Origin of the sequence: Vibrio profundi, assembly GCF_005281835.1 — a bacterium.
GTDB classification, from domain to species: Bacteria; Pseudomonadota; Gammaproteobacteria; order Enterobacterales; family Vibrionaceae; genus Vibrio; species Vibrio profundi.
In genome coordinates, this window is sequence record NZ_RZIS01000002.1 from 135586 (window position 1) to 156548 (window position 20963).

Sequence of the window (20963 nt, forward strand, 5' to 3'; positions counted from 1 at the left end):
TTACTCTAGGTAAAGGTTATAACTATTAACAATGGTTATGACCTTTTCTTTTACTGGTACGGGAAGATACATGAATAGGATTTTCGCATTGCTTGGCCTGCTGTCGAGTCACTTACTGTTTGCCGCGCCATCTTCTCCTTGGCTGTTTGTACAAAATGACGATGGTATTATTGTCCATAAGCGTCCCCACAGTGATGGCCTTGTAGAAATCAAAGCTCAAATGCAAGTAAGTACTAGCTACTCAGGCTTTTTGTTGCTGCTAGAAGACAGTGCCAACGTCCCAAACTGGATTGATAACGTATCGATGAGCCAGGTACTGACTCAAATTTCGAGTAACGAGAATATTGTCTACACCCAGTTTTCTGCGCCTTGGCCAGCACGAGATAGAGATATGGTGACGTATTCGAAATATGAAGTGGGCAACGGGCAATTCGAGTTGACCATTAAAGATGCTTCAACTTACCTAGCTGAAAATGACAACTACCTACGAATAACTAAAGTTGACGCTCTCTGGGTCTTGCAGCCATTAGATTCGGGAAAAACGCACATTACTTACACTGCCTTTGCTGACCCAGGAGGGATTCTTCCAGATTGGTTATCCAACAAACTGTCGGTCTCTGGTGCTCTTTCCACTTTTCAGGGGCTGAGAGCACAGCTGCCTAAATACCAAAACCGCCAACACCCTGATTTGCCAGCAGAGCATTAGTCGCCTATTACATTAAATCACCAGCAGCTAAACTCGCCACCACACCTTATGGTTTTCTCGCTAGATCTCGCGCAAGAATTAATGCTAAACCAAATATTTGCAAAAACAGGGCAATATTTTTATAGAAAGCCATTTGCTCTTCGAGTACTTGCATCGATTCTGATAGTGAAATGTTTTCAAGGTAATGGTCATCAATTCTGTCACGCTGAACTTGTTGAGCAGAATTAATCAACATCATGATTGCAGGCATGGATTCGATGTTGATAACAGGTATCGGCTCCCCCACCCACACAGACAATTGACCACGCAGTACATCATCTAACGCTGGGGCGGGCTGCTGGCGGTTTAAATGCAGTAAGAGCGCCTCTCTCTTGCGTTCCAAAGTTTCTACGCTGTTCCACGCTAACTGAATGGAGTACAGATTTGCACTTTTCTGTTCATAATACTCACTCTGCTCAGCCGATAGTTTATCTATCACAAAGCTAGAAACCACGATCGCCAGTATATTGAGCACCAACCCCGAAAAAACAATCACCCAAGCAGGCGGTAAGCGAATCGGCATTGATACCCCTTAGAAAATTTTATCGAAAGGAAGATAGACTAAGTTTAGAACGATAAGGCTTAACATGCAGAGTAAGGTGATTTGCATCCCTAGTATTCGCCCTCTAAACCAACCACCTAATATGCCTTTGGCATGGATAAGGCGGCCGATAACAAAACTCACGCCAATCACATGGACAAGCCACATAGGCAAACCATTGAACTCAGCGAAGCCCATTAACATCAATGTGATTGGAATGTATTCGACAGCGTTACTTTGTGCAGAACGAGCAATCTTTAAAGGCTCAACATCCCCATCGGCGTACGCGACGCGGTTCTTTCGCCTCTGTTTGATGACTTGGATCGACAACCCAATCATCAAAATAGTGAGCAAAGAAGCATAAAGTGCAGTAATCATAAGTGGTTATCCCAACATCAAAAGCTATTGATGCATCTAACCACCCTAGAATAATATCAGCAAACTTCATGCTTCTCGTTATCTCAACAGTGTCGACTTGGTCACTTTATAAAGTGATTAACGCCATACTCCCCACTCACCAGTCGTACCCGGTTCATCACCTTTGGTCCACCATTGGGCCGTCCAGTCTCGCCCATTGTGATTCACTACATCTCCGGTCAAATAAACTTGTTCAGAGATCCAACCATTGCTCGGTGGGATAGGCGGAATAGGATCAACCGCTTTAATCAACGAAAGTTGGTAGCTAGGTACTGCATCCGGAGCAAACACTCGATTTGCATAGATGTTAGTGGTATCGAACATATAGTGATTCATCGCTTCATGCCAAATGCCAATGAACCACTCCCCTTTCTTCTGGTCATTAAACTGGCCAGCTAATTCGGCAGCCCATGTCTCAGTATTATTGGCCGAGATGCTCAACTGAATATCAGTGGTTTCACTACCATTGGCATCAAAGGTTCTAAACCTCACAGTATCGCCCGGTTCTACTGCGCCAAATTCAGGCGAAACAAAATAACCAAGGTCCGTTAAATTATCAGCTGGAGGAGGCGGTTCAATAGGATCAGGTGGCGGCGTGGTACCCGAGCCTGAGAATGTAATATCACTACAATTGTAGAAACCTTCCCCAACAGGATCTTCTCGTTGCCAGCGCGTATAGAGAACTGCATCACCACTACGATCGGCAGGCAAAGTCACTTTAATTCGATATTTTTTGTCCTCTCCTACCGCGACATTGCCCGATGTATCAACCAAATCAAGATCTCCCCACGTTAATGGAGCACTGACATCATAACTAGGTTTAGACAAGTAAAACTGCCAGTAGGAAGGATTGTGAGGGGCTGTAGCATTAAACACTAAGTCAATCTGGTTATTCGCATCTAACGTAATCGCGGTGCGCTGCCAGTGACTAGAACCAACGTCTAAACCCGCTTTTGCATTTGAGCCGGCGGCACATAAGGTGCCATCAGGAACAATCGCTTGTACATGCGCCATGTCTTGATGGTTTGGAACGTTCGCGGCAACTTCATTACGTTGCACAAATGGATAGGCACCTGAAATGTCGAATGCAGCTTGGCAAGCTTGGTTAGGAATATTATTGTCCCAAAAACCGCCGTCCAAATAACACGTGTTTTGCCTAGCACTAGGGTATTCGACCCACCCATGTGCATTTACTTGGCTGATATTCCCAATTGACAATAGCCCCACCGCTATTGAAGCTGGAATCACTCTCATCTTCATGATTTTCCCTTACAAGTTGATGATTTGCTTACGCCACTCCTACTTCCACCACGTTGGCTTATCGCACAAAATTTCACCTATCAAGCTAGCAAGAAATCTGAGAGTTGCAGTGCATTCGCACACCTAAATTCAAACAACAAGAACGTTCTGCAATGTGCATTCCACTGCCATAAGTAACCTCTGCAATGTTTCTACTTCCATTCGAGTCACTTCAAATAAAATTCATGCTCACCTTTCAAGTCACGCTAATACTCCTCACTAACTTAATGAATTTTATACAAACGTTTGCTTGTAAAGTTAAAATGAGAAGCCACTCACAGCCCAATTGATTCATACCTTCAACAAATTGATAACTTCGCTGTCACTCACAAAATCCATCGCCAAACAAATATAGAGTAATCATTCAAAACATAGTCAACGAATCTGGAGGAGTTATGTGGGCAGTTGAAGAACTCATTCCGTTTGTTGAATTCGGAACTTGGATGCGCAACTTTTTTTATCTCACCATTGGGTTTTGCTGTTTAGCGACCGTCTCGGTTTTAAAAGGGTGACAAAAATTATTGGCTCATCATTCATCAAAAATAAAAAGCCCGCTCAGCAAACACTGAGCGGGCTTTTCAATTCTATAGGTAACTACAGAAGTAGATTCATCACAAACATCGCGCCAAATGCGTTCAGCACCGAAATAGCAATCATCACGGGAATGTAGCGTCCTTCCGTCCCTATCGGCCCCATGATGCGGCCCATGTACTGAACTTGAGAACCCATTAGATAAATCGCGGGTGCCAAAATCGCAATGTGAGTGCCATTTAGGATACCTTGGTCAAACAAAGTAATTACAACCCCCACAGCTCCTCCCATCGACATCCACGCACCAATCAACACAGCTGCAGCCTCACCAGGTAGGCCAAATATCGCCATCAATGGAGAAAACACACTGCCCATCATTTCCAACGCGCCGGTAATTTGCAGAGCTTTAATGATCACAAAGGCCATAAGAACATTTGGCAACGTCGAAGTAGTCGCAATCACCCAGCCCTTTTTAGCGCCTTCAACAAAAATATCGGTGACCATTGGCTTTTTCGCTTTTACATCAGACATTATGCCGTCTCCTCTTTTAACTGTGCCGGTTTGTTGTCGTTGTCTTTATCTTCTTTGCCTTCAGTCAGGTTGAGGTAGATCCTAAATAAGTTGGCGCCAACAAATTTGAAAACAAACATAATCGCGACCGCCAATCCAATTGATGAGCTCACCGCAAGCGAGCCATCAGCCATAGTTAGGGTAAATAACACGGCGCCAGACGAGAAAAAGTTAACAATGGTCGCACCCGCAGTGAATTGGAACATAGTGAAAACATCAGTTTCACGCTTAGTCAAATGGCCTTCGTCTTTAAGTTGGCGCGTCATAGCTGCACCAGCATCGGTACTTTGCAGCGACGCGATTAACGCCAAGCCAGAGTTTCCAGGGATACCCATCAAAGGGCGAAGTAGTGGTGTTAACAACTTACGCGCAGCTTCTAACGCTCCGTAATGCTCCAGAACATTGATCATGCCCAATGCGAACATGACCGTAGGAATGAGAGTCACAGCGAAGATAAAGCCATCTCGAGCTCCACTGCCACCTTGACCACGTAAAGTAGTTGTCGTCGCTTGAACTCCATCCGCGGTTTCAGTTACGCCAGCAGCCACTTGCCCAAATGAGCCATTTAACGTCGTGAAATCGAATACGCCATACCATTCATTGGATTGCATCAACCCAGAAAAAAACACAATAGCGAATGCTAATGCGATGTAGCAGCCAATCGTTACTTTACGATCAGTCTTTGCAGGATTAGTCATACTTGCCTCTATACATATAGTTTGTGTGGAACAGAACACGTATAGATAGTGCAAAAATTTCGCCGCTGAGTTCATGACCAAAATCAATCAAAATTCCGAATCGCAGAACATGTATATAACGGGACAAATAACTGTGAAACTACGCACAACCCAGCACTAATAAATAATTACTTACAAAAATACCAGATTAAAAACCAATCTCAGTTTGACTAATTTTCATCCTAAAATAATCCATTTTAAATTTACAATATCCCATAATGTAAGAGCTTTCCTAAATCCTTGTGCGACATCTCTTACAAAAATATAAAGCTTATAAAATATGGTGTTATTTTTATCAATACCAAACAATGAGTTAGAGTTTTATTACACTTTTATTACAGTGAAATAGATATACGGTAAATGGCATATTAGCCTACACTTCATTCAGTGAGCTTATACATAAAGGATATGAGCCTTAAACGAAATGTTAACCCACCCCGCATTCTATACCATATGCACAAGCCAACAGATGAGGAGAGTGGTGATTAACATGGAATTGAAAACGCTTAAGTATCAAGTGATGGGGAATGGCACGTGGATTACTGCAACAGTATCTAAAATTGTCGCAACACAACTTGCTGCCGAATATAAATCTTATGGCTGGCCAGTAGAAATACATTCGATTGAAGATAAGGCTCAATTTAATCGCAAAGTATCTTAACCGGCTTAAAGCTCTATTGACGGGGGGTCAATAGAGCTTTTTTAATTTTATATCCTTATAAGTTGTATTGTCTCTTAGGGAATTCGATATGACTCACACTTAGCTCTTTGATTTACGTCTACTATTTTTACGCGATTCAATTTAATCTCGATCAAGGACGTGACGAATGAACTGGACAGGGCTACTAATTTTTATACTGGTAACGACCATACCTTCCCTGAGTTTGGCATCTGAAAACTCTGCCTTAGAGCCCTTAAATCTAACCAACTCCTTTCCCGGTTATGCAGCGCTAGCCATTTTCTGCTTTGCGTATGTAATAGTGATGATGGAGGAGTATCTACAACTACGAAAATCGAAACCTGTATTGCTCGCCGCTGGGCTTATTTGGATCATCATTGGAATTATCTACCAGCAGCATAATATGGTTGATATCGCCAAACAGGCACTTGAACATAATCTATTAGAATACGCAGAATTGCTCTTATTCTTGCTCGTCGCAATGACCTATATTAGCGCAATGGAAGAGCGTCGACTGTTTGATGCGCTGCAAGCTTGGATGGTGAGCAAAGGTTTCAATTTCAAAACCTTATTCTGGCTCACCGGCTTCCTGGCTTTTTTTATCTCCCCTATCGCAGACAACCTCACGACAGCACTTCTAATGTGTGCTGTCGTACTTAAAGTCGCGGGGAGCAACATACGTTTTGTGAATATTGCCTGCGTGAATATTGTCGTAGCAGCCAACGCTGGCGGCGCGTTTAGCCCATTTGGGGACATCACCACATTAATGGTTTGGCAAGCTGGCCACGTCAATTTCGCTCAATTTCTTCCGCTCTTTGTCCCGTCTGTCGTTAACTACTTAGTACCCGCACTGATCATGTCATTCTTTCTTCCAAAGGAAATGCCCGACACCGTGCATCAAGAAGTTGAATTAAAGCGCGGCGCACGACGCATTGTCGGGTTATTTATTCTGACCATCGCGACTGCCGTGGCATTTCACGCCGTCTTACATTTCCCTCCCGTAATGGGGATGATGATGGGGCTCGCCTACTTACAGTTCTTCGGTTATTTCCTGCGTAAAACACTGCCTAATTCTCTCGCGAAAAAGACTGCTATTGCGATCGCTAATAATGATGAGCACGCGCTCAAGCGCTTAGGTTCTGTCGTGCCATTCGATGTATTCAGACGTGTTTCGCATGCCGAGTGGGATACATTATTGTTTTTCTACGGTGTCGTAATGTGTGTCGGTGGATTAAGCTTACTTGGCTATTTAGGGATGGCGTCTGAGATCATGTACAGCCAATGGAACCCAGTTTGGGCGAATATTATGGTGGGCGTACTATCAGCCATTGTCGATAATATTCCAGTCATGTTTGCAGTGTTATCGATGGAACCGAGCATGTCGATGGGTAACTGGTTACTGATCACGCTCACAGCGGGAGTCGGCGGAAGCTTACTATCAATAGGGAGCGCAGCTGGAGTCGCTTTAATGGGAGCGGCGCACGGAAAATACACCTTCTTTGGTCATTTAAAGTGGATGCCCGTTATCTCGCTAGGGTACGCAGCAAGTATCGCAGTACATCTGTATCTCAATGCGAGTTTATTTAGTTAAATGAGAATTGTAGGGTATCAGGCTAGTTCATCGCTGACTGGTCTGGTGCCTTTTTCCAAATGTTGCTCATCAGGTAGGCAGGACACATATTACAGGTAAGAAATTCGCCATCTTGCTGAATTCGCATCACAAGATCATCACGAGTCTCTCGGCTACTTGCTGCCAACTCAATATTGATCAGATCGTCTTCAACACGATAAGAACGCGTAACGCTACCTTCAATCGTTCGGTATTCAACTAAACCTTTTTGGAAAATAAGGGCACTATCGTTTTGAGTGTTTTCATACACACCCGAAAACAAAACGATAGTCGGCACTTCAAACGGAGTCTCTGTTTCTGCAAAACAACCAGATAGCAGCATAGACGCACTAGCGATTAAAAATTGTCGAATCATCCGTTCTATCCTCCTTTCTGGGTATCCTCAATCTAACAGAAAACTTACAGAATGCAATGCGAAATGTAACATTAACACCTGTCTCACTTTACTTTAGTGACCTACAACACTCCTTCCAATTCTAACAATTTTTGCTTGCGTTCTACACCCCCTGCGTAACCTGTTAATTTTCCACTCTTTCCTATCACTCGGTGACACGGCACAATAATCGAAATAGGATTTTTACCGTTCGCCAACCCGACAGCTCTCACAGCCTTTGGATTACCAATTGCATTGGCCAGCTGCTGATAGCTCCAAGTTTCACCATATGGGATCGTAGTCAGCGCTTGCCAAACTGACATTTGAAAAGGCGTCCCTTGAGCGGCTAAAGGCAAAGAAAAAGTAGCAATGCGTCCATTGAAATAATCGCTCAGCTGCTTTTTTGCCTCCACAAGAATGGGATACCCATCATCTTGAGTACCAAGCTGTTCAGGCTGAGTGGTGTGAATTTCAAACCACGCCCCGAGCAAGCCGTGCTCATTTGCTTGTAAGGTCACCGCACCTAGTGGGCTTTGAAAATAACTAAATCGATTCATAGAGAACTCCAACAATGAAAAGTGGCATAGCTCCCCCATGGTGAAGCACTCTCGGCATCTAACTCCGGAAATTCAGAGAGCGCTTTCTTCACAACGAGATCGCCACTTAAAAAACAATTCGGCTCGCTTACTCCACGGAGCAACGCATATTGGATCGTCCACGGCCCGATCCCTTTCAAGGTAATCCACTCTGACGGGTGTGCATCAGAGCTCGTCACCATATATTCTGCAAACCGCTTAAGCGTATCTTTACGGCTTTGTGGCATTCGCAAAAAACTCAAGTCAAGATCGGCCACTTGTTCAGGCGTTGGGAAGAGCTTTAACTCTCCCTCGTCGCTAGTCCGAGAAGCCAGTAAGTTAAGTTGACCTATCGCTGCCTTCACCGACACTTGCTGGCCTAATATGGCACGAACCCCTGCCTCCCAAGCACTCCATACCCCAGGGATACGAATGCCCGACTTCTTAACTAAACCGGACGCTACCGACTCCAAGTGCTGTTCCACTTGGTGTAAGTTAACGTCCAAATCAAATACACGCCTTACCTCAGCCACCAGCTTTCTAAGCTGATGAAAGTCATCCAATTCAAACTCTATTTCTAAGCTTTGGTTACTATTCAAGCTCGCCTTAAACCAGCCTCGACTGCCATTAATGCAGACATTTCTTTGATAGCTCGTTTCAGTGATCACTTCTAGCCCTTCAATCGCTCTTAGGCGATAAAAATCCAGCGTGTGCTGCCAATCGAAAGCACCAGTGAAAGGCAGTTGAATCGTATTACTCACCGTTTGGGTCGGCTTAGATTTACGAATTTGAGTAGGAGTTAACTGTAATACCTTTTGAAACGCATCATTAAACCGGCGTGTGCTATTAAACCCACACGCGAAGCCTATGTCACCGATACTCATTTTACTGGTATGCAGTAATTGTTTGGCAAACATCAATTGGTGGTATTGAGCGTATTGCTTAGGTGATACCCCAACATACTTGTCAAACAGCATCCGTAAATATCGGTCCGACACGCCTAGCCGATTTGCCAACTCGGAGAGTGAACTTTGATGAAGCTCACCTTGCTCAATTAAAGTCACCGCTCGGATAAACGTCGTTTCAACTCCTTTCCATGCCCAAGAGCTCGGCGCGCTGTCTGGGCGACAACGTAAACATGGGCGATATCCTGCTTGCAAGGCTAATGCTTGGTTAGCAAAGTATTCAACATTTTCTTCTTTTGGCGGTGATGCCGGACAAATCGGCCGGCAAAAAATCCCTGTCGTTTTTACTGCCGTATAAAACTGCCCATCGAATCGGCTATCACGAGCTAAGCGAGCTTGCTGGCATTGCTCGGCAGTGAGTTGTGGTTCCAAAGCGTTCATTTGAGGCTATCCCTAAATACACTCGATTTATAAAACAAGTGTACCTCGGCTCGAATGGAAGACTAGCCATTTTCGGAAGTGAATGATGAATTCTATAAAAACAATTGCTCGCATTTTCTAAAATCTCACCTAAAGTTATTAGATACAAATTCGAATACAACAACGTCAAACTGGTTGGTATCGGGCAATCTATAAAGCTTGAACCACCAAATACAAGGAAGATGGCTATGGATTTGCACACCTGTCGTATTGTTTTGAAAAACCACCAAGTACTTACTTGCCAATCTGTTGAACAATCCCTCGGCTACCTAGAATCACAAAATGAAGGGGGGATTTCGATGATCCAGATTGATGCCACCGATGGACGAAAAATCCACTCATACCAATGTAGTAGTTTGGAGGAATCCATCGAAAACCTAATGAATCTGTAAGTTCATTTACTGGTAACCACCAGCTTCATTCGGTAATAAAAAAGCAGCTCAACGGCTGCTTTTTTAGTTATTGCTTACGTAATTCTGCCACACAACCCATTCCAGATTCACGATTCTTGAGCTCAAACTTCCACCCGTAAGATTGGCATAAACGCTTAACGATCAATAAACCCAATCCATGCTCTGTTTCTGCCGAATCCGTTAACCCAACTCCAGAATCAATCACCTGTATTTGGTCAGCTTGTATGACAACTTGAATCTCACCGACCTGAGTAAAGCGAATCGCATTCTCCACTAGATTTTTGACAATCATGCGAATGACAGGCTGAGGAAAGTTAATCGCGCAGTCCGTTTCAATGCGGCTGGTTATCACCACACCCTCTGCAACTTTTTTGCGGTAATCGTCTAACTGTAAGTCAGATTCTGTGATTGTCCATGGCTGACTGCTATCACTGACGTTCTCTTGCTTCACGATACTCAACAAGACTTCAACGGTATTTTGCATATTCGTCGCAGCCGTTAAAATCCGTTCGCGTTGACGATTTTGAAAGCTTGGATCGTCTTTCATTCCCTGTAAATTTGCAGCGCCCAGCACAATTGAAATCGGCGTTTTCAGCTCATGGCTGGCGTATTTAGCAAACATCAACTCCTGCTTTGATACTCGCTCTTTCATGTGCTTATAACGATTCAAATGACGCGTAAGTTGCTGCACCTCGTCGATTGAACGCTCATTGACCGAAAATTCACTATCTTCTTCCGACTTCAACTGCTGACTCAATTCTGAAATTGGCGACATTAACCCATCAAACACTCGCTTAAGTGCATAACGTAAGAAGCCAATCAGAAACAGCATCAATCCCATTGAAATCAGCATTAATGCGTCCCAGCTGTCATCACCAAATTCCATCGCTCTGGCATCAACGCTCAAATACAGCGGACGCTCTTCGCCCAATTCATCTTTAAATTGAATGTGATACACCATGAAGCCTTTTTGCTCAAAGGAGCGAAAACGAGTGACCACGCCCTTCTCATAAGGCAGCTGTGCCTTTAATTTGTCCGTTAACGCTTCTTCACTATAGAAAGCCGATACGTAAGGACTAAGCTGAGCGGCACCGCTTTTATCCAACTGATAATATTGAATAGCCACATTTTCAAATGACTTTAGATGCCGCTGAATCTGCGCATCTTCATTGAGTACCAAATAAATAGAGAAAGACAAAAACACAAGAAACGATGAAGCAAGAGCGATGATCGCATAGGTTTTTAGCAGGCGATTTTTCACCTGTTCGATAGAGTTCCCCGCGCGTTGCTGCTTGATTCGTTGAATAAGGTTCACGCCGCCACCAGTTTAAAACCAAATTTAGGTACAGTGACTAACATGGGAAATGAGAAAGGCTTGTCTAACACGTTCCTTAATAAATAGATGTGACTGCGCAGCACATCTTTATCTGGCAAATCATCGCCCCAAAGTTGATGAATAAGCGCATCACGAGACACTACCTCTCCTTGTGCTTTCACTAACATCAGTAGAATCTGATACATCGCAGGCGTAACTTCTAGAGTATGCCCATCTCTAGCCACTCGATGCGTTTTTTGATCAATACTTAACCCACCAAACGCCAAAGCCGCTTGAGCAACACTGCCTCGATAACGTTTTATCAAAGCCGACAATCTTGCTTCCAATTCAGGAAATTGAAAGGGCTTACTAACAAAATCATCCACACCATGCTCAAAGCCTGTTACTAAATCGTCTTGGCCATTTAATGCGGTTAGCATGAGTATGGGCGTGGTACAGCCGCTTTCCCGAAGCTCACGCGCGACTTGCATGCCATCTTTCTTTGGCATCATCACATCAAGAATAATGGCATCAAATTCATTATCCAAAGCAAGTTGCAGCCCAAGTAAGCCATTGTCAGCAAAGTCGACTTCCGCTCCTTTCACTTCCAGAAAGTCAGCGAGAATACCTTGAAGCTCTTCATTGTCTTCAACAACTAAAATTTGTCTGCCAGCTAACATGCTCGTTCCTTAAAATGGGGATCGGTTTATTGTATGGCGACGCTGTCGAATTAATGTCGAAGTGGTCACTCATTCACAAAGTATATTCAATAATTTAGTCGTTTGATTGCGGGAGGTTAAACGCTCGCCAGCCACTTCATTCCTTCGTGTCGATTTCAATTTGACAAAAACTCGACATCACAGAATTCACACTAAGCCCAATTCAAAATTGGGAGCCCACCATGAAAAAATTAGTACTAGCCTCAGCCCTATGCCTACCGATCGTAGCGTCTAACGCCTTAGCTATCGATTTGATCGGCAAGACAACCGCAAAGAGCCCTGTCAATGTCGTGTCTGAGATCAGCGGGGTGATTAGCCAAGCCAACTGGCAAACGGGCGATGTGGTTTATCAAGGTGCTTCGTTAGCCACCCTAAAAAATCAAGATTTCCAATTAGCGGTTAGTAAACAACAAGCCAATGTTGCACTAGTGACCGCGGATTTAGACATAAAACACTCTATTTATCAGCGTTATCAAGAACTTCGACAGAAAAACAGCCTCTCCCAGCATGAGCTAGATGTTGCCAAAGCGAACTATTCAGCCGCTAAAGCGAGTTTAACTCTAGCCAAAATAGAACTTGAAACTGCCCAACTCGATTTAGCCAATACTCAGATCCAATCAGATATCGATGGCTATGTAGTCTCTCGTAATGTCGAAGATGGCGCTTGGGTTAACCAAGGGGATTTGCTGTATCAAATCGTCAACATCGACCAGCTCAACATTCGCTTGCTAGCCAGTGAGTTTGATTTGAAAGATTTGAGCATCGGTCAGCCGATTCAAGTTTGGTCTGAAGCCGCACCAAACCAAAAGTTAACGGCCACCATTAATCGAATCGGTGTCGAGCTTGGTCCAACCAGCTACGCCTACCCAGTTGAAATTGAAATCAACAATGCCGAGCACACCTTGAAACCAGGTATGTCGATTCACGCAACCACCGAATTCGACTCAAGCGCTACGCCAGCTCGCGTTTCACTTATCAGCAATGCTAATTAACAAGGCTCCACTATGAACCATTTTCTCGCATACTTTGCCCAGCGTAGCTTCTTAGCTAGAATCATGACCATCATGGTATTGCTGATTGGCGCAGGTGCCATGAGCATCTTGAAGCTTCAAGAACTACCGGATGTTGCCTTTGCGGAAGTATCCGTGACCACTCAATACCCAGGAGCGTCAGCGCAAGATATTGAACTCAACATCACCAACAAAATCGAAAAGGAATTGAAATCAGTACAAGGTATCACTAAGTACGATTCGCAATCGGTCGACGGCCAGTCTTATATCAACATCGAACTCGACGAAAGCAACGATATCGATAAAACCGTGCGCGACATCCAGCAAGCGGTCGATCGCGTTCAGGGGCTACCTAAAGATATTTCTAACCCGCCGCTGGTTGAACAGAAAAGTACTTCATCGTTTGAAGTGCTCACCTTTGGTATTACCACCACTTTGGATAACACCGCGCTACAAAACTACGCCCGAGATCTAGAAAAGCAACTTCGCGGCGTCGTGGGAGTCGGCACGGTCACTATATCAGGCTTTACCGAGCGAGAGTTTTGGATAGAAGTCGACCCAAGCAAAGTGTCACGGTATCAGCTGACGTTTGACGATGTGACTTCCGCGATCAACACGCGCAACTTGTCTCTTTCTGGAGGCATGGTGGAGTCATGGAATAGCGAACAACGCATCGTGACCTTAACCCAAATTCATTCAACGCAAGAACTCGAAAACACCATAGTTAAGGTACTCGCAACAGGTGAAACCGTGCGTTTAGGCGATGTAGCGCAAGTTGTCGATACCTTTGAAAAGGCTACCGCGTTAGGCGTGGTCGATGGGCAAAATGCCATCGTATTTTCGGTCGCGAAAAGTGCGAATGCCGACATCATTTCCACCATAGATCGCATCAAAGCTTTGCTTGAGAAGGAAAACGTTCGACTTGATGGCCAGTTTTCATTCCCAATTTCACTGAACCTAGCCGATGACATGAGCGACAAATTCTCGATTGTCACGACAAATGGCGGTGTTGGCCTCATCTTAGTATTGATTGTATTGAGTATGATCTTAAAGCGTCAGGTGGCGTTCTGGGTATCCGTATCCATCCCATTTTGCGTACTTGGCGTGATGGCGGTACTGCCAGCCCTTGGCATGAATTTAGACAGCATTACACTCGCTGCGCTACTACTGGTGATTGGCATCATAGTGGACGACTCAGTCATCGTGGCAGAGAGTATTTACCAAGAAAAAGAGAAAGGAAAAACGGCACTAGAGGCAGCGACATCCGGAGTACAAAATGTCATCCGCCCTATCATTGCTAGCTTAACGACCACAGCGCTGGTGTTTATCCCAATGTTCTTTATTCCAGGAACGATGGGCAAAGCAGTTATCGTGATCCCTATTACAGTGATCGCAGCACTGTTGTTCTCTCTTGCAGAATGCACATTCACCTTACCTGCCCACTTAGCCAACTCGCTGGCGAAGGAATCGAAAAAGCAGCAAAATGACGATCGTTTTGCTGGGTTAATAAATCAATACCAATCCTTACTAGAGCGATGCCTAGCATGGAGAAAAAGCGTGCTAGCACTCGCTGTGGTAACGTTACTGGGAAGCACTGCACTATTAACAACACTCAAATTGGACATCTTCCCGAGTGAAACCGCGAAATACGTACAGGTATACACTGAAGTCGCACCTGGCACTCCGCTCGACAAAATCCGCCAGGCGCATGCAGAGCTCGAACAAGCCATCGCACAATTGCCTGACAATGAATTGGTCGCTTATCAGATGACCTATGGTAGCCCCGCAAGTAATGGATTGATGACACTGACCAATTCTGAGCAACGCGAGCGCAATGCCAATGAAATTGCCGACAGCCTAAACGCCACACTAAAATCCGCAAGCGGCATTGATTTCGTCAAATTCACCGTGGATGCTGGAGGCCCACCACCGGGAGAGCCCGTTGAAATACGAGTCATCAGTAATAATGAAGCCGAACGCAATCAAGCCTTAGCTTTGGTTATGGACTGGATGAATCAGCAAAGTGGATTGGATAAAGTGACTCATAATGAAGCTCTGACCGACCCGCAGCTACAGATCCTTCCACAATATGAATGGCTAGCACGCTATGGACTCACCGTACAAGATTTGGCGACGACACTACGCATTGCGTTTGATGGTGAGAGTGTGACTTCGACTTGGATTGGCGATCAAGAGGTGAACTTACGTGTGTTGCTTGATGAAAACTACCGCAACATCGACAAACTAAAAACCACCAAAATTGCGACACCTAATGGAGCACAAGTGCCTTTAAGCCGCTTAGCCAAAGTGCAAGAAGTGCAAGCGCCGCGAGAAATTCTGCACTACAACGGCGATCGTCAAGTGTTAGTGAGTGCGCAAATCACCGATGAGAATCTGAGTTCGAGTGCTTTGAGCCAACAACTGACAGACGCTTTATCTCATAAAGTAGGCAGTAACGTGCGACTAGACATAGGTGGAGAAGCCGAGAACACCAACGAAACCATGGCAGGATTCCTTGTGGCCTTTCCTGCGGCAATGGTTGGCATCTACTTTGTGCTCGCCATCATGTTTGGTTCGTTAGTTCAGCCTCTGCTCATCATGGCTGTGATTCCATTTGCCGTCGTCGCAGCACTAATGGCGCTGTTTGTTCACTTCCAGCCATTATCGTTATTTGCGCTCATTGGCGTGTTAGGAATGACAGGCGTTGTCGTCAACAACTCTCTGGTTCTGATCAATCGTATCAACGAATTAAGGCGTGAAGGCGTCGATGCGCACAATGCCGTGATTGCTGCCGCTGCCAGTCGATTACGCCCGATTCTACTCACATCGATCACGACTGTCGTTGGCTTGTTGCCACTGGCTTACGGTATTGGTGGCACGGATGTGTACATGGGCCCGATGTCATTGACTTTGGGTTATGGATTGCTGTTTTCCTTACCTGTTGTGTTAATTGTTATCCCTTGTCTCTATCACTGCTGCTTTAGCCGAGTGAAGTCTTCATAACGGCTGATCCCAGCGTTCATGCCTCGCCAATCGGCTCACTTTTAGTGCCGGTTGGCGGGGCGCTTTTCCTGCTTTGCTTGCGTTTTAAACAGCACATTAGAGACCTTTATTCAAAACAACTGACCACTTAATGAAAAATAAACAATAATGATATTGATTGTCATTTGAGCATTAATTACCATACTGTCAACTAATTAAAATTGGATATGGATATGCTTAAGAAATTCCTTTCCGCAATGACGATTGGCCTGTCATTGCTACTTTCAAATCAAGCTCTTGCAGAACGAAGCATTCAAGATGAACAAGGTACCTTCACCATCGACGGCACACCTCAGCGTGTCGTGGTATTGGAGTTTTCATTTGTTGATGCGCTCGCTTCAGTGCAAGTTTCACCTGTTGGTATCGCCGACGACAAAAATATCGAGCGTGTGATCCCAGCGGTTAGAGCAACCATCAAGCCTTGGACATCGGTTGGCATGCGTTCTCAACCAAGCCTAGAAGCGATTGCCGAACTTAAGCCAGATCTGATCATCGCAGATGCACAGCGTCACAGCGCCGTTTACCAAGACTTGTCGCGCATTGCGCCAACATTACTGCTAAAAAGCCGCGGTGAAACTTACCAAGAGAACTTAGAAGCAGCACAGAAGATCGGCACTGCATTGAATAAAGAAAAACTAATGCAGGCTCGTATCAACGACCACAAAGCGATTATGTCGACTTACAAAGACAAATTCTCGAACCAAGAGACAATACAATTTGCAGTTGTGACAGATAAAGGCATGTGGATGCACGGCCCTGCGTCTTACGCTGGCGGCGTGATTAACGAGCTAGGTTTAAGCAGCCCTATCCCAGACATCACAGAGCAAGCTTACATAGAGACAAGCTTTGAACAATTATTGAAAGTCAATCCAGACTGGTTGCTACTTGGTCCTTATAAAGATCACACTGTTGTTGATGACTGGAAGAAAAACCCGCTATTTAAAATGCTAACTGTTGCTAAGCAAGAACAAGCCGTTGAAGTATCTCCAGCTCTTTGGTCACTAAATCGTGGCATGATGGCAGCGGAAGGTATCGCAAAAGATCTAGAATCACTGCTAATCAACTAGCCTAACTCACATGAATGCTGCGTCTCTCGCCTGCGATACCGTAGCCGGAATTCAGTGTTCATGTATTTAGAACTACGAATAGACCTATAACTATCGGATTCTCATGTCCAACAATCTAAAATTTTGTTTCACATGGATTTCACTTACCGGCCTTCTATTGGCCGGTTTTTCGTTTTCTATGATCTCGTGGTCAAGCTTCGAATTATCCCTATCTCATTTATTTGGTTACCTCACTCACTTTGATGAGCAAAGTATGGAGCAGCAAATCATTGCGACCTTACGTGCTCCTCGGGTATACAGCGGCCTACTTATAGGGGCAAACCTGGCTGTCGCGGGCGCCTTGATGCAAGGCTTAACTCGCAACCCGCTAGCGTCGCCATCTATATTAGGAATCAACGCTGGAGCCGCATGTTTCATGGCCCTAAGCAGCATAGGTGTTGTCGGGCTAAGTACCATGCCAAGCATTGCGGTTGCTGCACTAGGAGGCACCTTAAGTGGTGCGCTCGTCATGATATTAGGGGGCTTTTTCTCAAACCGACCTCACCCTCTAAAGTTAGTTTTGGCCGGAATTGCCGTTAACGCACTTTTGATTGGGCTAACCCGAGCATCAGTCATCCTTGCCGATGACATGGCATACAGCGTAATTAACTGGTTAGCAGGTTCGATTTCTACTATCGACTGGGATCAATGGCATACCTTATGGCCATTCAGTGTCTCAGGACTCGTTTTATCTTTGCTTATCGCTCGCAACATGAACTTGCTGGCGTTAGGTGATGATGTCGCGACAGGATTAGGGCTTAACGTCAAAACCACCCGCGTACTTTCTTGCGTTGCGATTGTTTTACTGACTTCTTCTAGTGTCGCCATCGCAGGACCAATTGGCTTTGTTGGCTTATTGATCCCACACATCGCGAAAAAATTGGTCGGCACTAACTTCTTTTTAGTGTTGCCAGCTTCTGCGCTGCTAGGAGCGAGTCTAATCACTTGGTCTGACGGCTTGTCACGTGCCATTGCATTCCCAGCTGAAACACCAGTCGGGGTGATTACCGCTTTATTGGGCACACCTTGCTTCATCTTCATCGCACTAAGGAGCAAATTATAATGAATCAATTAAAGATTCTTTCGCTCAGTGTCATTGTGCTGATCACCGCCGTGATTAGCATGTTCATCGGCGCGGCAGATCTCACCATAAGCCAAGTTGTGACCACGCTCAGAACTGGTGGTGAGTTTGATTTCATCGTCAACCAATATCGTTTACCACGCCTGATCCTCGCGATTGGCGTCGGAGCGGGCTTAGGCTTATCGGGCGCGCTAGTACAAGGGGTGATTCGTAATCCACTTGCTTCTCCAGATTTAATGGGAATCAGCGCTGGAGCCGGGCTTGCGGCTACTTCACTACTGATCTTTTACCCGCAAGCGCCATTATATTTGTTGCCTGTGGCTGCGATAGTCGGCGGTATCAGTGCCGCTGCCATCATTTTCATCATGGCGTACTTTACCCAACCAACACCTGCTCGTTTAGCGTTAATCGGTATCGCGATAAGCGCGTTTCTTTCTAGCGGTATCGACTTCTTAATGATCGTCAACCCAATTGAAATTAACACCGCGATGGTTTGGCTTACGGGCAGTTTATGGGGGAGAAACTGGGATCAGGTGCCATTTATTTGGGCGACCTTAGCGCTACTGGTGCCGTTTTCGTTCTGGCTAGCATGGCGATTAGACGTGATGGGGCTGGGTGAAGAATCAGCGACGTCACTCGGCATCAACCCACAAAAAGTGCAACTGCTAGCGTTAATCAGTGCCGTGGTTCTGGCCAGCATCAGCGTATCGATTTGCGGCACCATCAGTTTTGTCGGATTATTGGCTCCGCATTTAGCGAGGCTCTTATTTGGACACAATCATAAATGGCTGTTGCCTGCGACCGCTATTATTGGCGCGTTGTTAGTGCTGATCTCCGATATATTGGCTCGTGGCTTACAACCGCCTGTCGAGCTGCCTGCTGGCGTTCTAACGTCACTCATCGGCGCACCCTATTTTATTTTCTTACTTCAACGCTATAAGGGCTGGTAATGCTAATCACCGAGAACTTATCTGTCGCTTATGGCGATAACACCATTATCGAAGATCTTTCTCTCACTTTACCTGAGGGAAAGATTACCGCGCTGATTGGCCCAAACGGCTGCGGTAAATCCACTTTGCTTAAAACCCTTTCACGTATCAATGCGATCAAATCAGGGAATGTCCTGCTAGACAACAAACCGTTAAAGCAATGGAAAGACAAATTGCTCGCACAGCGGATTTCATTGCTTCCCCAAGTACTCGTTAGCCCAGAAGGCATTACGGTACAAAAATTGGTGGAGTATGGCCGCTCACCTTACATGTCACACTGGGGAAAACTGAGCGAAACGGATAAAGAACACGTGCAGAATGCGATGTCTGAAACCGGTGTTTTAGAGTTTGCAGACAAGCCAGTGGAGTCATTATCTGGAGGGCAACGTCAGCGCGTCTGGATTGCGATGATCATTGCTCAAGACGCCGATATAGTGATGCTGGATGAGCCGACCACTTATCTGGATTTGTCACACCAAATCGAGTTAATGAAACTGATGCGAGCGATGAACGACAAAGGTAAAACCGTCATTGTCGTTCTCCACGATTTAAATCAAGCATGTCGTTACTGCGATCATTTGGTGGTACTCAAAGATGGCGCCTTGGTTACTCAAGGGGAGCCGAAGTCGGTATTCACAGAATCGCTTTTACAAGATGTGTTTAACCTTGAAGCGAAAGTGATAGACGATCCAATCGCCAACACACCTATGTGTATTGCTCTGTAGATATACGTATTTATCACGCTAAACGCCAACAGACCTAAGCATCAAAAAACGCCTTCCATATGGAAGGCGTTGTTTTATTCATTTGGGGCGTCTGCCGCTTGTTGCAAGGTGTACGCCGTGGAAGGGTCAATCTCTTTAACCAACTCCTCCACCTGCATAATGGCATCCACTGAAGTACTGCTTTTTCGGTAACTTAAATAGATAGGGCGATACCAATCTTCTACCCCTTGCACTTTATGTAACTGACCAGCACTAATGAAAGGCTCAACCAAAGAAGCCGGCAAATATGCGCTGCCACCTTTCTCTAAGATGAAGTCTAAAGCGATTCGCGCAGTCGATGTTCTTAAATATGGTGCGGGCACTTTCGGGTGACGCTCGGCGTGTTCTGAACCAAAGCGAGTTCCCCAATCGACGTAGACATATTTTTGTTCGAAAGCTTCACTAAGACCACTCGGCTCAGTAGACACAAGTACCAAGACTAAATCCGCCACTTTCTTACAATTCAGTTCTTCTGCTTTAATTTGGTCAAAGGCAAATGCCATGTCTAGCGTGCGCTCTAGCAAGTTACGATTTAACTGTTCGCGCCCCATGACTTCCGCCATAAAGCCATAGCCACCAAAGGAATCGGTCACCACACTTAAACAGTTTTGTAGGTAGGCATCCCAGATATTCGGCGTTCCGCCTAACGTGAGTTGCAACGCTTTACCGCTCTCCAAAGACAATTCGAATTTAGCTTGCTGCAAAGTGCTAACCATGACTTCCGCGTAACCAATCAGCCGCTCACCAGAAGAAGTCAGCTTGATGTTGTTGCGATCACGAATGAAAAGCTGAGTATCAAAATAGCTTTCCAGCTGCTTAATACGAGCACTCACTGCCGCCTGCGTTAGATACAAGTTCTCCGCTGCTCGTCCAAAGTGACGAACCCGTGCAACCTCTAGAAAGGTTCTGAATACTTTCACATCCATCTAAATACATCTCTGTAATAAATCCGCCAAAAAGCCGATTTAGGATTGGTTTATCGTAAAGACAAAAAGGTTTTGTTTTTCATTTTAGTCTTTTAACAATATTTTTCGCGTAGACA

At 45.2% G+C, this 20963-nt stretch carries 21 protein-coding genes; 10 read left to right on the plus strand and 11 right to left on the minus strand.

All coding sequences use genetic code 11. The features are described from left to right. Positions 1-70: 70 nt before the first annotated feature. Positions 71-706, plus strand: coding sequence for an START domain-containing protein (locus ELZ11_RS05470; RefSeq protein WP_137356376.1), 636 nt, complete (start codon positions 71-73; stop codon positions 704-706). Positions 707-752: 46 nt separating this feature from the next. Here the strand turns inward: ELZ11_RS05470 and ELZ11_RS05475 are convergent, their stop codons facing one another. The 5 genes from ELZ11_RS05475 to ELZ11_RS05495 all read right to left on the minus strand — a co-directional run bounded on the left by ELZ11_RS05475 (position 753) and on the right by ELZ11_RS05495 (position 4801). Then, positions 753-1268: a DNA mismatch repair protein gene (locus ELZ11_RS05475; RefSeq protein WP_137356377.1), complete on the minus strand. Its 516-nt coding sequence runs from the start codon at positions 1266-1268 to the stop codon at positions 753-755. Positions 1269-1277: 9 nt separating this feature from the next. Beyond that, complete coding sequence (locus ELZ11_RS05480) at positions 1278-1664, minus strand: MAPEG family protein (RefSeq protein WP_137356378.1); 387 nt, start codon at positions 1662-1664, stop codon at positions 1278-1280. A 117-nt stretch (positions 1665-1781) separates the two neighbouring features. Next, on the minus strand, positions 1782-2957 hold the full coding sequence (locus ELZ11_RS05485) for a lytic polysaccharide monooxygenase (protein WP_244291628.1): 1176 nt from the start codon (positions 2955-2957) through the stop codon (positions 1782-1784). Between the two features lie 639 nt (positions 2958-3596). Beyond that, positions 3597-4064: a YjiG family protein gene (locus ELZ11_RS05490; protein ID WP_137356380.1), complete on the minus strand. Its 468-nt coding sequence runs from the start codon at positions 4062-4064 to the stop codon at positions 3597-3599. After that, on the minus strand, positions 4064-4801 hold the full coding sequence (locus ELZ11_RS05495) for a nucleoside recognition domain-containing protein (RefSeq protein ID WP_137356381.1): 738 nt from the start codon (positions 4799-4801) through the stop codon (positions 4064-4066). Before ELZ11_RS05495 ends, ELZ11_RS05490 begins: the two co-directional genes overlap by 1 nt. Positions 4802-5330: 529 nt before the next feature. Between ELZ11_RS05495 and ELZ11_RS23750 the strand changes: the two genes are divergently transcribed. Both ELZ11_RS23750 and nhaD read left to right on the plus strand, forming a co-directional pair. Next, positions 5331-5501 (plus strand): hypothetical protein, encoded by a 171-nt coding sequence (locus tag ELZ11_RS23750; RefSeq protein ID WP_167494634.1) that lies wholly within the window; start codon positions 5331-5333, stop codon positions 5499-5501. A gap of 196 nt (positions 5502-5697) precedes the next feature. After that, on the plus strand, positions 5698-7110 hold the full coding sequence (gene nhaD / locus ELZ11_RS05500) for a sodium:proton antiporter NhaD (RefSeq protein WP_374939806.1): 1413 nt from the start codon (positions 5698-5700) through the stop codon (positions 7108-7110). Between the two features lie 22 nt (positions 7111-7132). Here nhaD and ELZ11_RS05505 read toward each other — a convergent pair whose 3' ends face one another. The 3 genes from ELZ11_RS05505 to ELZ11_RS05515 form a co-directional block, all read right to left on the minus strand. Further along, entirely contained in the window at positions 7133-7504 is a 372-nt protein-coding gene (locus ELZ11_RS05505; RefSeq protein WP_137356383.1) for a hypothetical protein, read from the minus strand. Between the two features lie 101 nt (positions 7505-7605). Further along, a complete protein-coding gene (locus ELZ11_RS05510) occupies positions 7606-8079 on the minus strand; it encodes a methylated-DNA--[protein]-cysteine S-methyltransferase (RefSeq protein WP_137356384.1) in 474 nt (157 codons plus the stop codon). Next, the gene (locus ELZ11_RS05515) at positions 8076-9443 is read right to left on the minus strand and encodes a DNA-3-methyladenine glycosylase 2 family protein (protein ID WP_137356385.1); all 1368 of its coding nucleotides are present in this window, start codon (positions 9441-9443) and stop codon (positions 8076-8078) included. The genes ELZ11_RS05510 and ELZ11_RS05515 overlap by 4 nt, the downstream gene beginning before the upstream one ends. Before the next feature lie 227 nt (positions 9444-9670). On the opposite strand from ELZ11_RS05515, the gene ELZ11_RS05520 reads away from it, so the two are divergent. After that, positions 9671-9874 (plus strand): hypothetical protein, encoded by a 204-nt coding sequence (locus tag ELZ11_RS05520; RefSeq protein WP_137356386.1) that lies wholly within the window; start codon positions 9671-9673, stop codon positions 9872-9874. Between the two features lie 67 nt (positions 9875-9941). Here ELZ11_RS05520 and ELZ11_RS05525 read toward each other — a convergent pair whose 3' ends face one another. Together ELZ11_RS05525 and ELZ11_RS05530 are read right to left on the minus strand one after the other, a co-directional pair. Continuing rightward, a complete protein-coding gene (locus ELZ11_RS05525; RefSeq protein WP_244291611.1) occupies positions 9942-11210 on the minus strand; it encodes an ATP-binding protein in 1269 nt (422 codons plus the stop codon). Beyond that, the gene (locus ELZ11_RS05530; protein WP_137356387.1) at positions 11207-11890 is read right to left on the minus strand and encodes a response regulator transcription factor; all 684 of its coding nucleotides are present in this window, start codon (positions 11888-11890) and stop codon (positions 11207-11209) included. Before ELZ11_RS05530 ends, ELZ11_RS05525 begins: the two co-directional genes overlap by 4 nt. 221 nt (positions 11891-12111) lie before the next feature. Here ELZ11_RS05530 and ELZ11_RS05535 point away from each other — a divergent pair, with 221 nt between their 5' ends. The 6 genes from ELZ11_RS05535 (at position 12112) to fecE (ending at position 19882) form a co-directional block, all read left to right on the plus strand. Next, positions 12112-12921, plus strand: coding sequence for an efflux RND transporter periplasmic adaptor subunit (locus tag ELZ11_RS05535; protein WP_137356388.1), 810 nt, complete (start codon positions 12112-12114; stop codon positions 12919-12921). A gap of 12 nt (positions 12922-12933) precedes the next feature. Beyond that, positions 12934-15942, plus strand: coding sequence for an efflux RND transporter permease subunit (locus ELZ11_RS05540; protein WP_137356389.1), 3009 nt, complete (start codon positions 12934-12936; stop codon positions 15940-15942). A 206-nt stretch (positions 15943-16148) separates the two neighbouring features. Then, positions 16149-17048 carry a Fe(3+) dicitrate ABC transporter substrate-binding protein gene (locus ELZ11_RS05545; RefSeq protein WP_137356390.1) on the plus strand — a complete coding sequence of 300 codons (900 nt, stop codon included), beginning with the start codon at positions 16149-16151 and terminating at the stop codon, positions 17046-17048. Between the two features lie 103 nt (positions 17049-17151). Next, positions 17152-18150 (plus strand): FecCD family ABC transporter permease, encoded by a 999-nt coding sequence (locus ELZ11_RS05550; RefSeq protein WP_137356391.1) that lies wholly within the window; start codon positions 17152-17154, stop codon positions 18148-18150. Then, complete coding sequence (locus tag ELZ11_RS05555) at positions 18147-19118, plus strand: iron chelate uptake ABC transporter family permease subunit (RefSeq protein ID WP_167494652.1); 972 nt, start codon at positions 18147-18149, stop codon at positions 19116-19118. Before ELZ11_RS05550 ends, ELZ11_RS05555 begins: the two co-directional genes overlap by 4 nt. Continuing rightward, positions 19118-19882 (plus strand): Fe(3+) dicitrate ABC transporter ATP-binding protein FecE, encoded by a 765-nt coding sequence (fecE, locus tag ELZ11_RS05560; RefSeq protein WP_137356393.1) that lies wholly within the window; start codon positions 19118-19120, stop codon positions 19880-19882. The genes ELZ11_RS05555 and fecE overlap by 1 nt, the downstream gene beginning before the upstream one ends. Before the next feature lie 74 nt (positions 19883-19956). Here the strand turns inward: fecE and ELZ11_RS05565 are convergent, their stop codons facing one another. Further along, the gene (locus ELZ11_RS05565; RefSeq protein WP_137356394.1) at positions 19957-20847 is read right to left on the minus strand and encodes a LysR family transcriptional regulator; all 891 of its coding nucleotides are present in this window, start codon (positions 20845-20847) and stop codon (positions 19957-19959) included. Positions 20848-20963 lie beyond the last annotated feature (116 nt).

What these genes read in the sequence shown, in the direction of transcription:
- ELZ11_RS05495 (WP_137356381.1), bottom strand. Translation starts at nt 4,801, where the DNA reads ATGACTAATCCTGCAAAGACTGATCGTAAAGTAACGATTGGCTGCTAC.
- ELZ11_RS05540 (WP_137356389.1), top strand. Translation starts at nt 12,934, where the DNA reads ATGAACCATTTTCTCGCATACTTTGCCCAGCGTAGCTTCTTAGCTAGA.
- fecE (WP_137356393.1), top strand. Translation starts at nt 19,118, where the DNA reads ATGCTAATCACCGAGAACTTATCTGTCGCTTATGGCGATAACACCATT.
- ELZ11_RS05565 (WP_137356394.1), bottom strand. Translation starts at nt 20,847, where the DNA reads ATGGATGTGAAAGTATTCAGAACCTTTCTAGAGGTTGCACGGGTTCGT.
- ELZ11_RS05515 (WP_137356385.1), bottom strand. Translation starts at nt 9,443, where the DNA reads ATGAACGCTTTGGAACCACAACTCACTGCCGAGCAATGCCAGCAAGCT.
- ELZ11_RS05470 (WP_137356376.1), top strand. Translation starts at nt 71, where the DNA reads ATGAATAGGATTTTCGCATTGCTTGGCCTGCTGTCGAGTCACTTACTG.
- ELZ11_RS05530 (WP_137356387.1), bottom strand. Translation starts at nt 11,890, where the DNA reads ATGTTAGCTGGCAGACAAATTTTAGTTGTTGAAGACAATGAAGAGCTT.
- ELZ11_RS05520 (WP_137356386.1), top strand. Translation starts at nt 9,671, where the DNA reads ATGGATTTGCACACCTGTCGTATTGTTTTGAAAAACCACCAAGTACTT.
- ELZ11_RS05480 (WP_137356378.1), bottom strand. Translation starts at nt 1,664, where the DNA reads ATGATTACTGCACTTTATGCTTCTTTGCTCACTATTTTGATGATTGGG.
- ELZ11_RS05485 (WP_244291628.1), bottom strand. Translation starts at nt 2,957, where the DNA reads ATGAGAGTGATTCCAGCTTCAATAGCGGTGGGGCTATTGTCAATTGGG.
- ELZ11_RS23750 (WP_167494634.1), top strand. Translation starts at nt 5,331, where the DNA reads ATGGAATTGAAAACGCTTAAGTATCAAGTGATGGGGAATGGCACGTGG.
- ELZ11_RS05490 (WP_137356380.1), bottom strand. Translation starts at nt 4,064, where the DNA reads ATGTCTGATGTAAAAGCGAAAAAGCCAATGGTCACCGATATTTTTGTT.
- ELZ11_RS05505 (WP_137356383.1), bottom strand. Translation starts at nt 7,504, where the DNA reads ATGATTCGACAATTTTTAATCGCTAGTGCGTCTATGCTGCTATCTGGT.
- ELZ11_RS05550 (WP_137356391.1), top strand. Translation starts at nt 17,152, where the DNA reads ATGTCCAACAATCTAAAATTTTGTTTCACATGGATTTCACTTACCGGC.
- ELZ11_RS05510 (WP_137356384.1), bottom strand. Translation starts at nt 8,079, where the DNA reads ATGAATCGATTTAGTTATTTTCAAAGCCCACTAGGTGCGGTGACCTTA.
- ELZ11_RS05535 (WP_137356388.1), top strand. Translation starts at nt 12,112, where the DNA reads ATGAAAAAATTAGTACTAGCCTCAGCCCTATGCCTACCGATCGTAGCG.
- ELZ11_RS05475 (WP_137356377.1), bottom strand. Translation starts at nt 1,268, where the DNA reads ATGCCGATTCGCTTACCGCCTGCTTGGGTGATTGTTTTTTCGGGGTTG.
- ELZ11_RS05545 (WP_137356390.1), top strand. Translation starts at nt 16,149, where the DNA reads ATGGATATGCTTAAGAAATTCCTTTCCGCAATGACGATTGGCCTGTCA.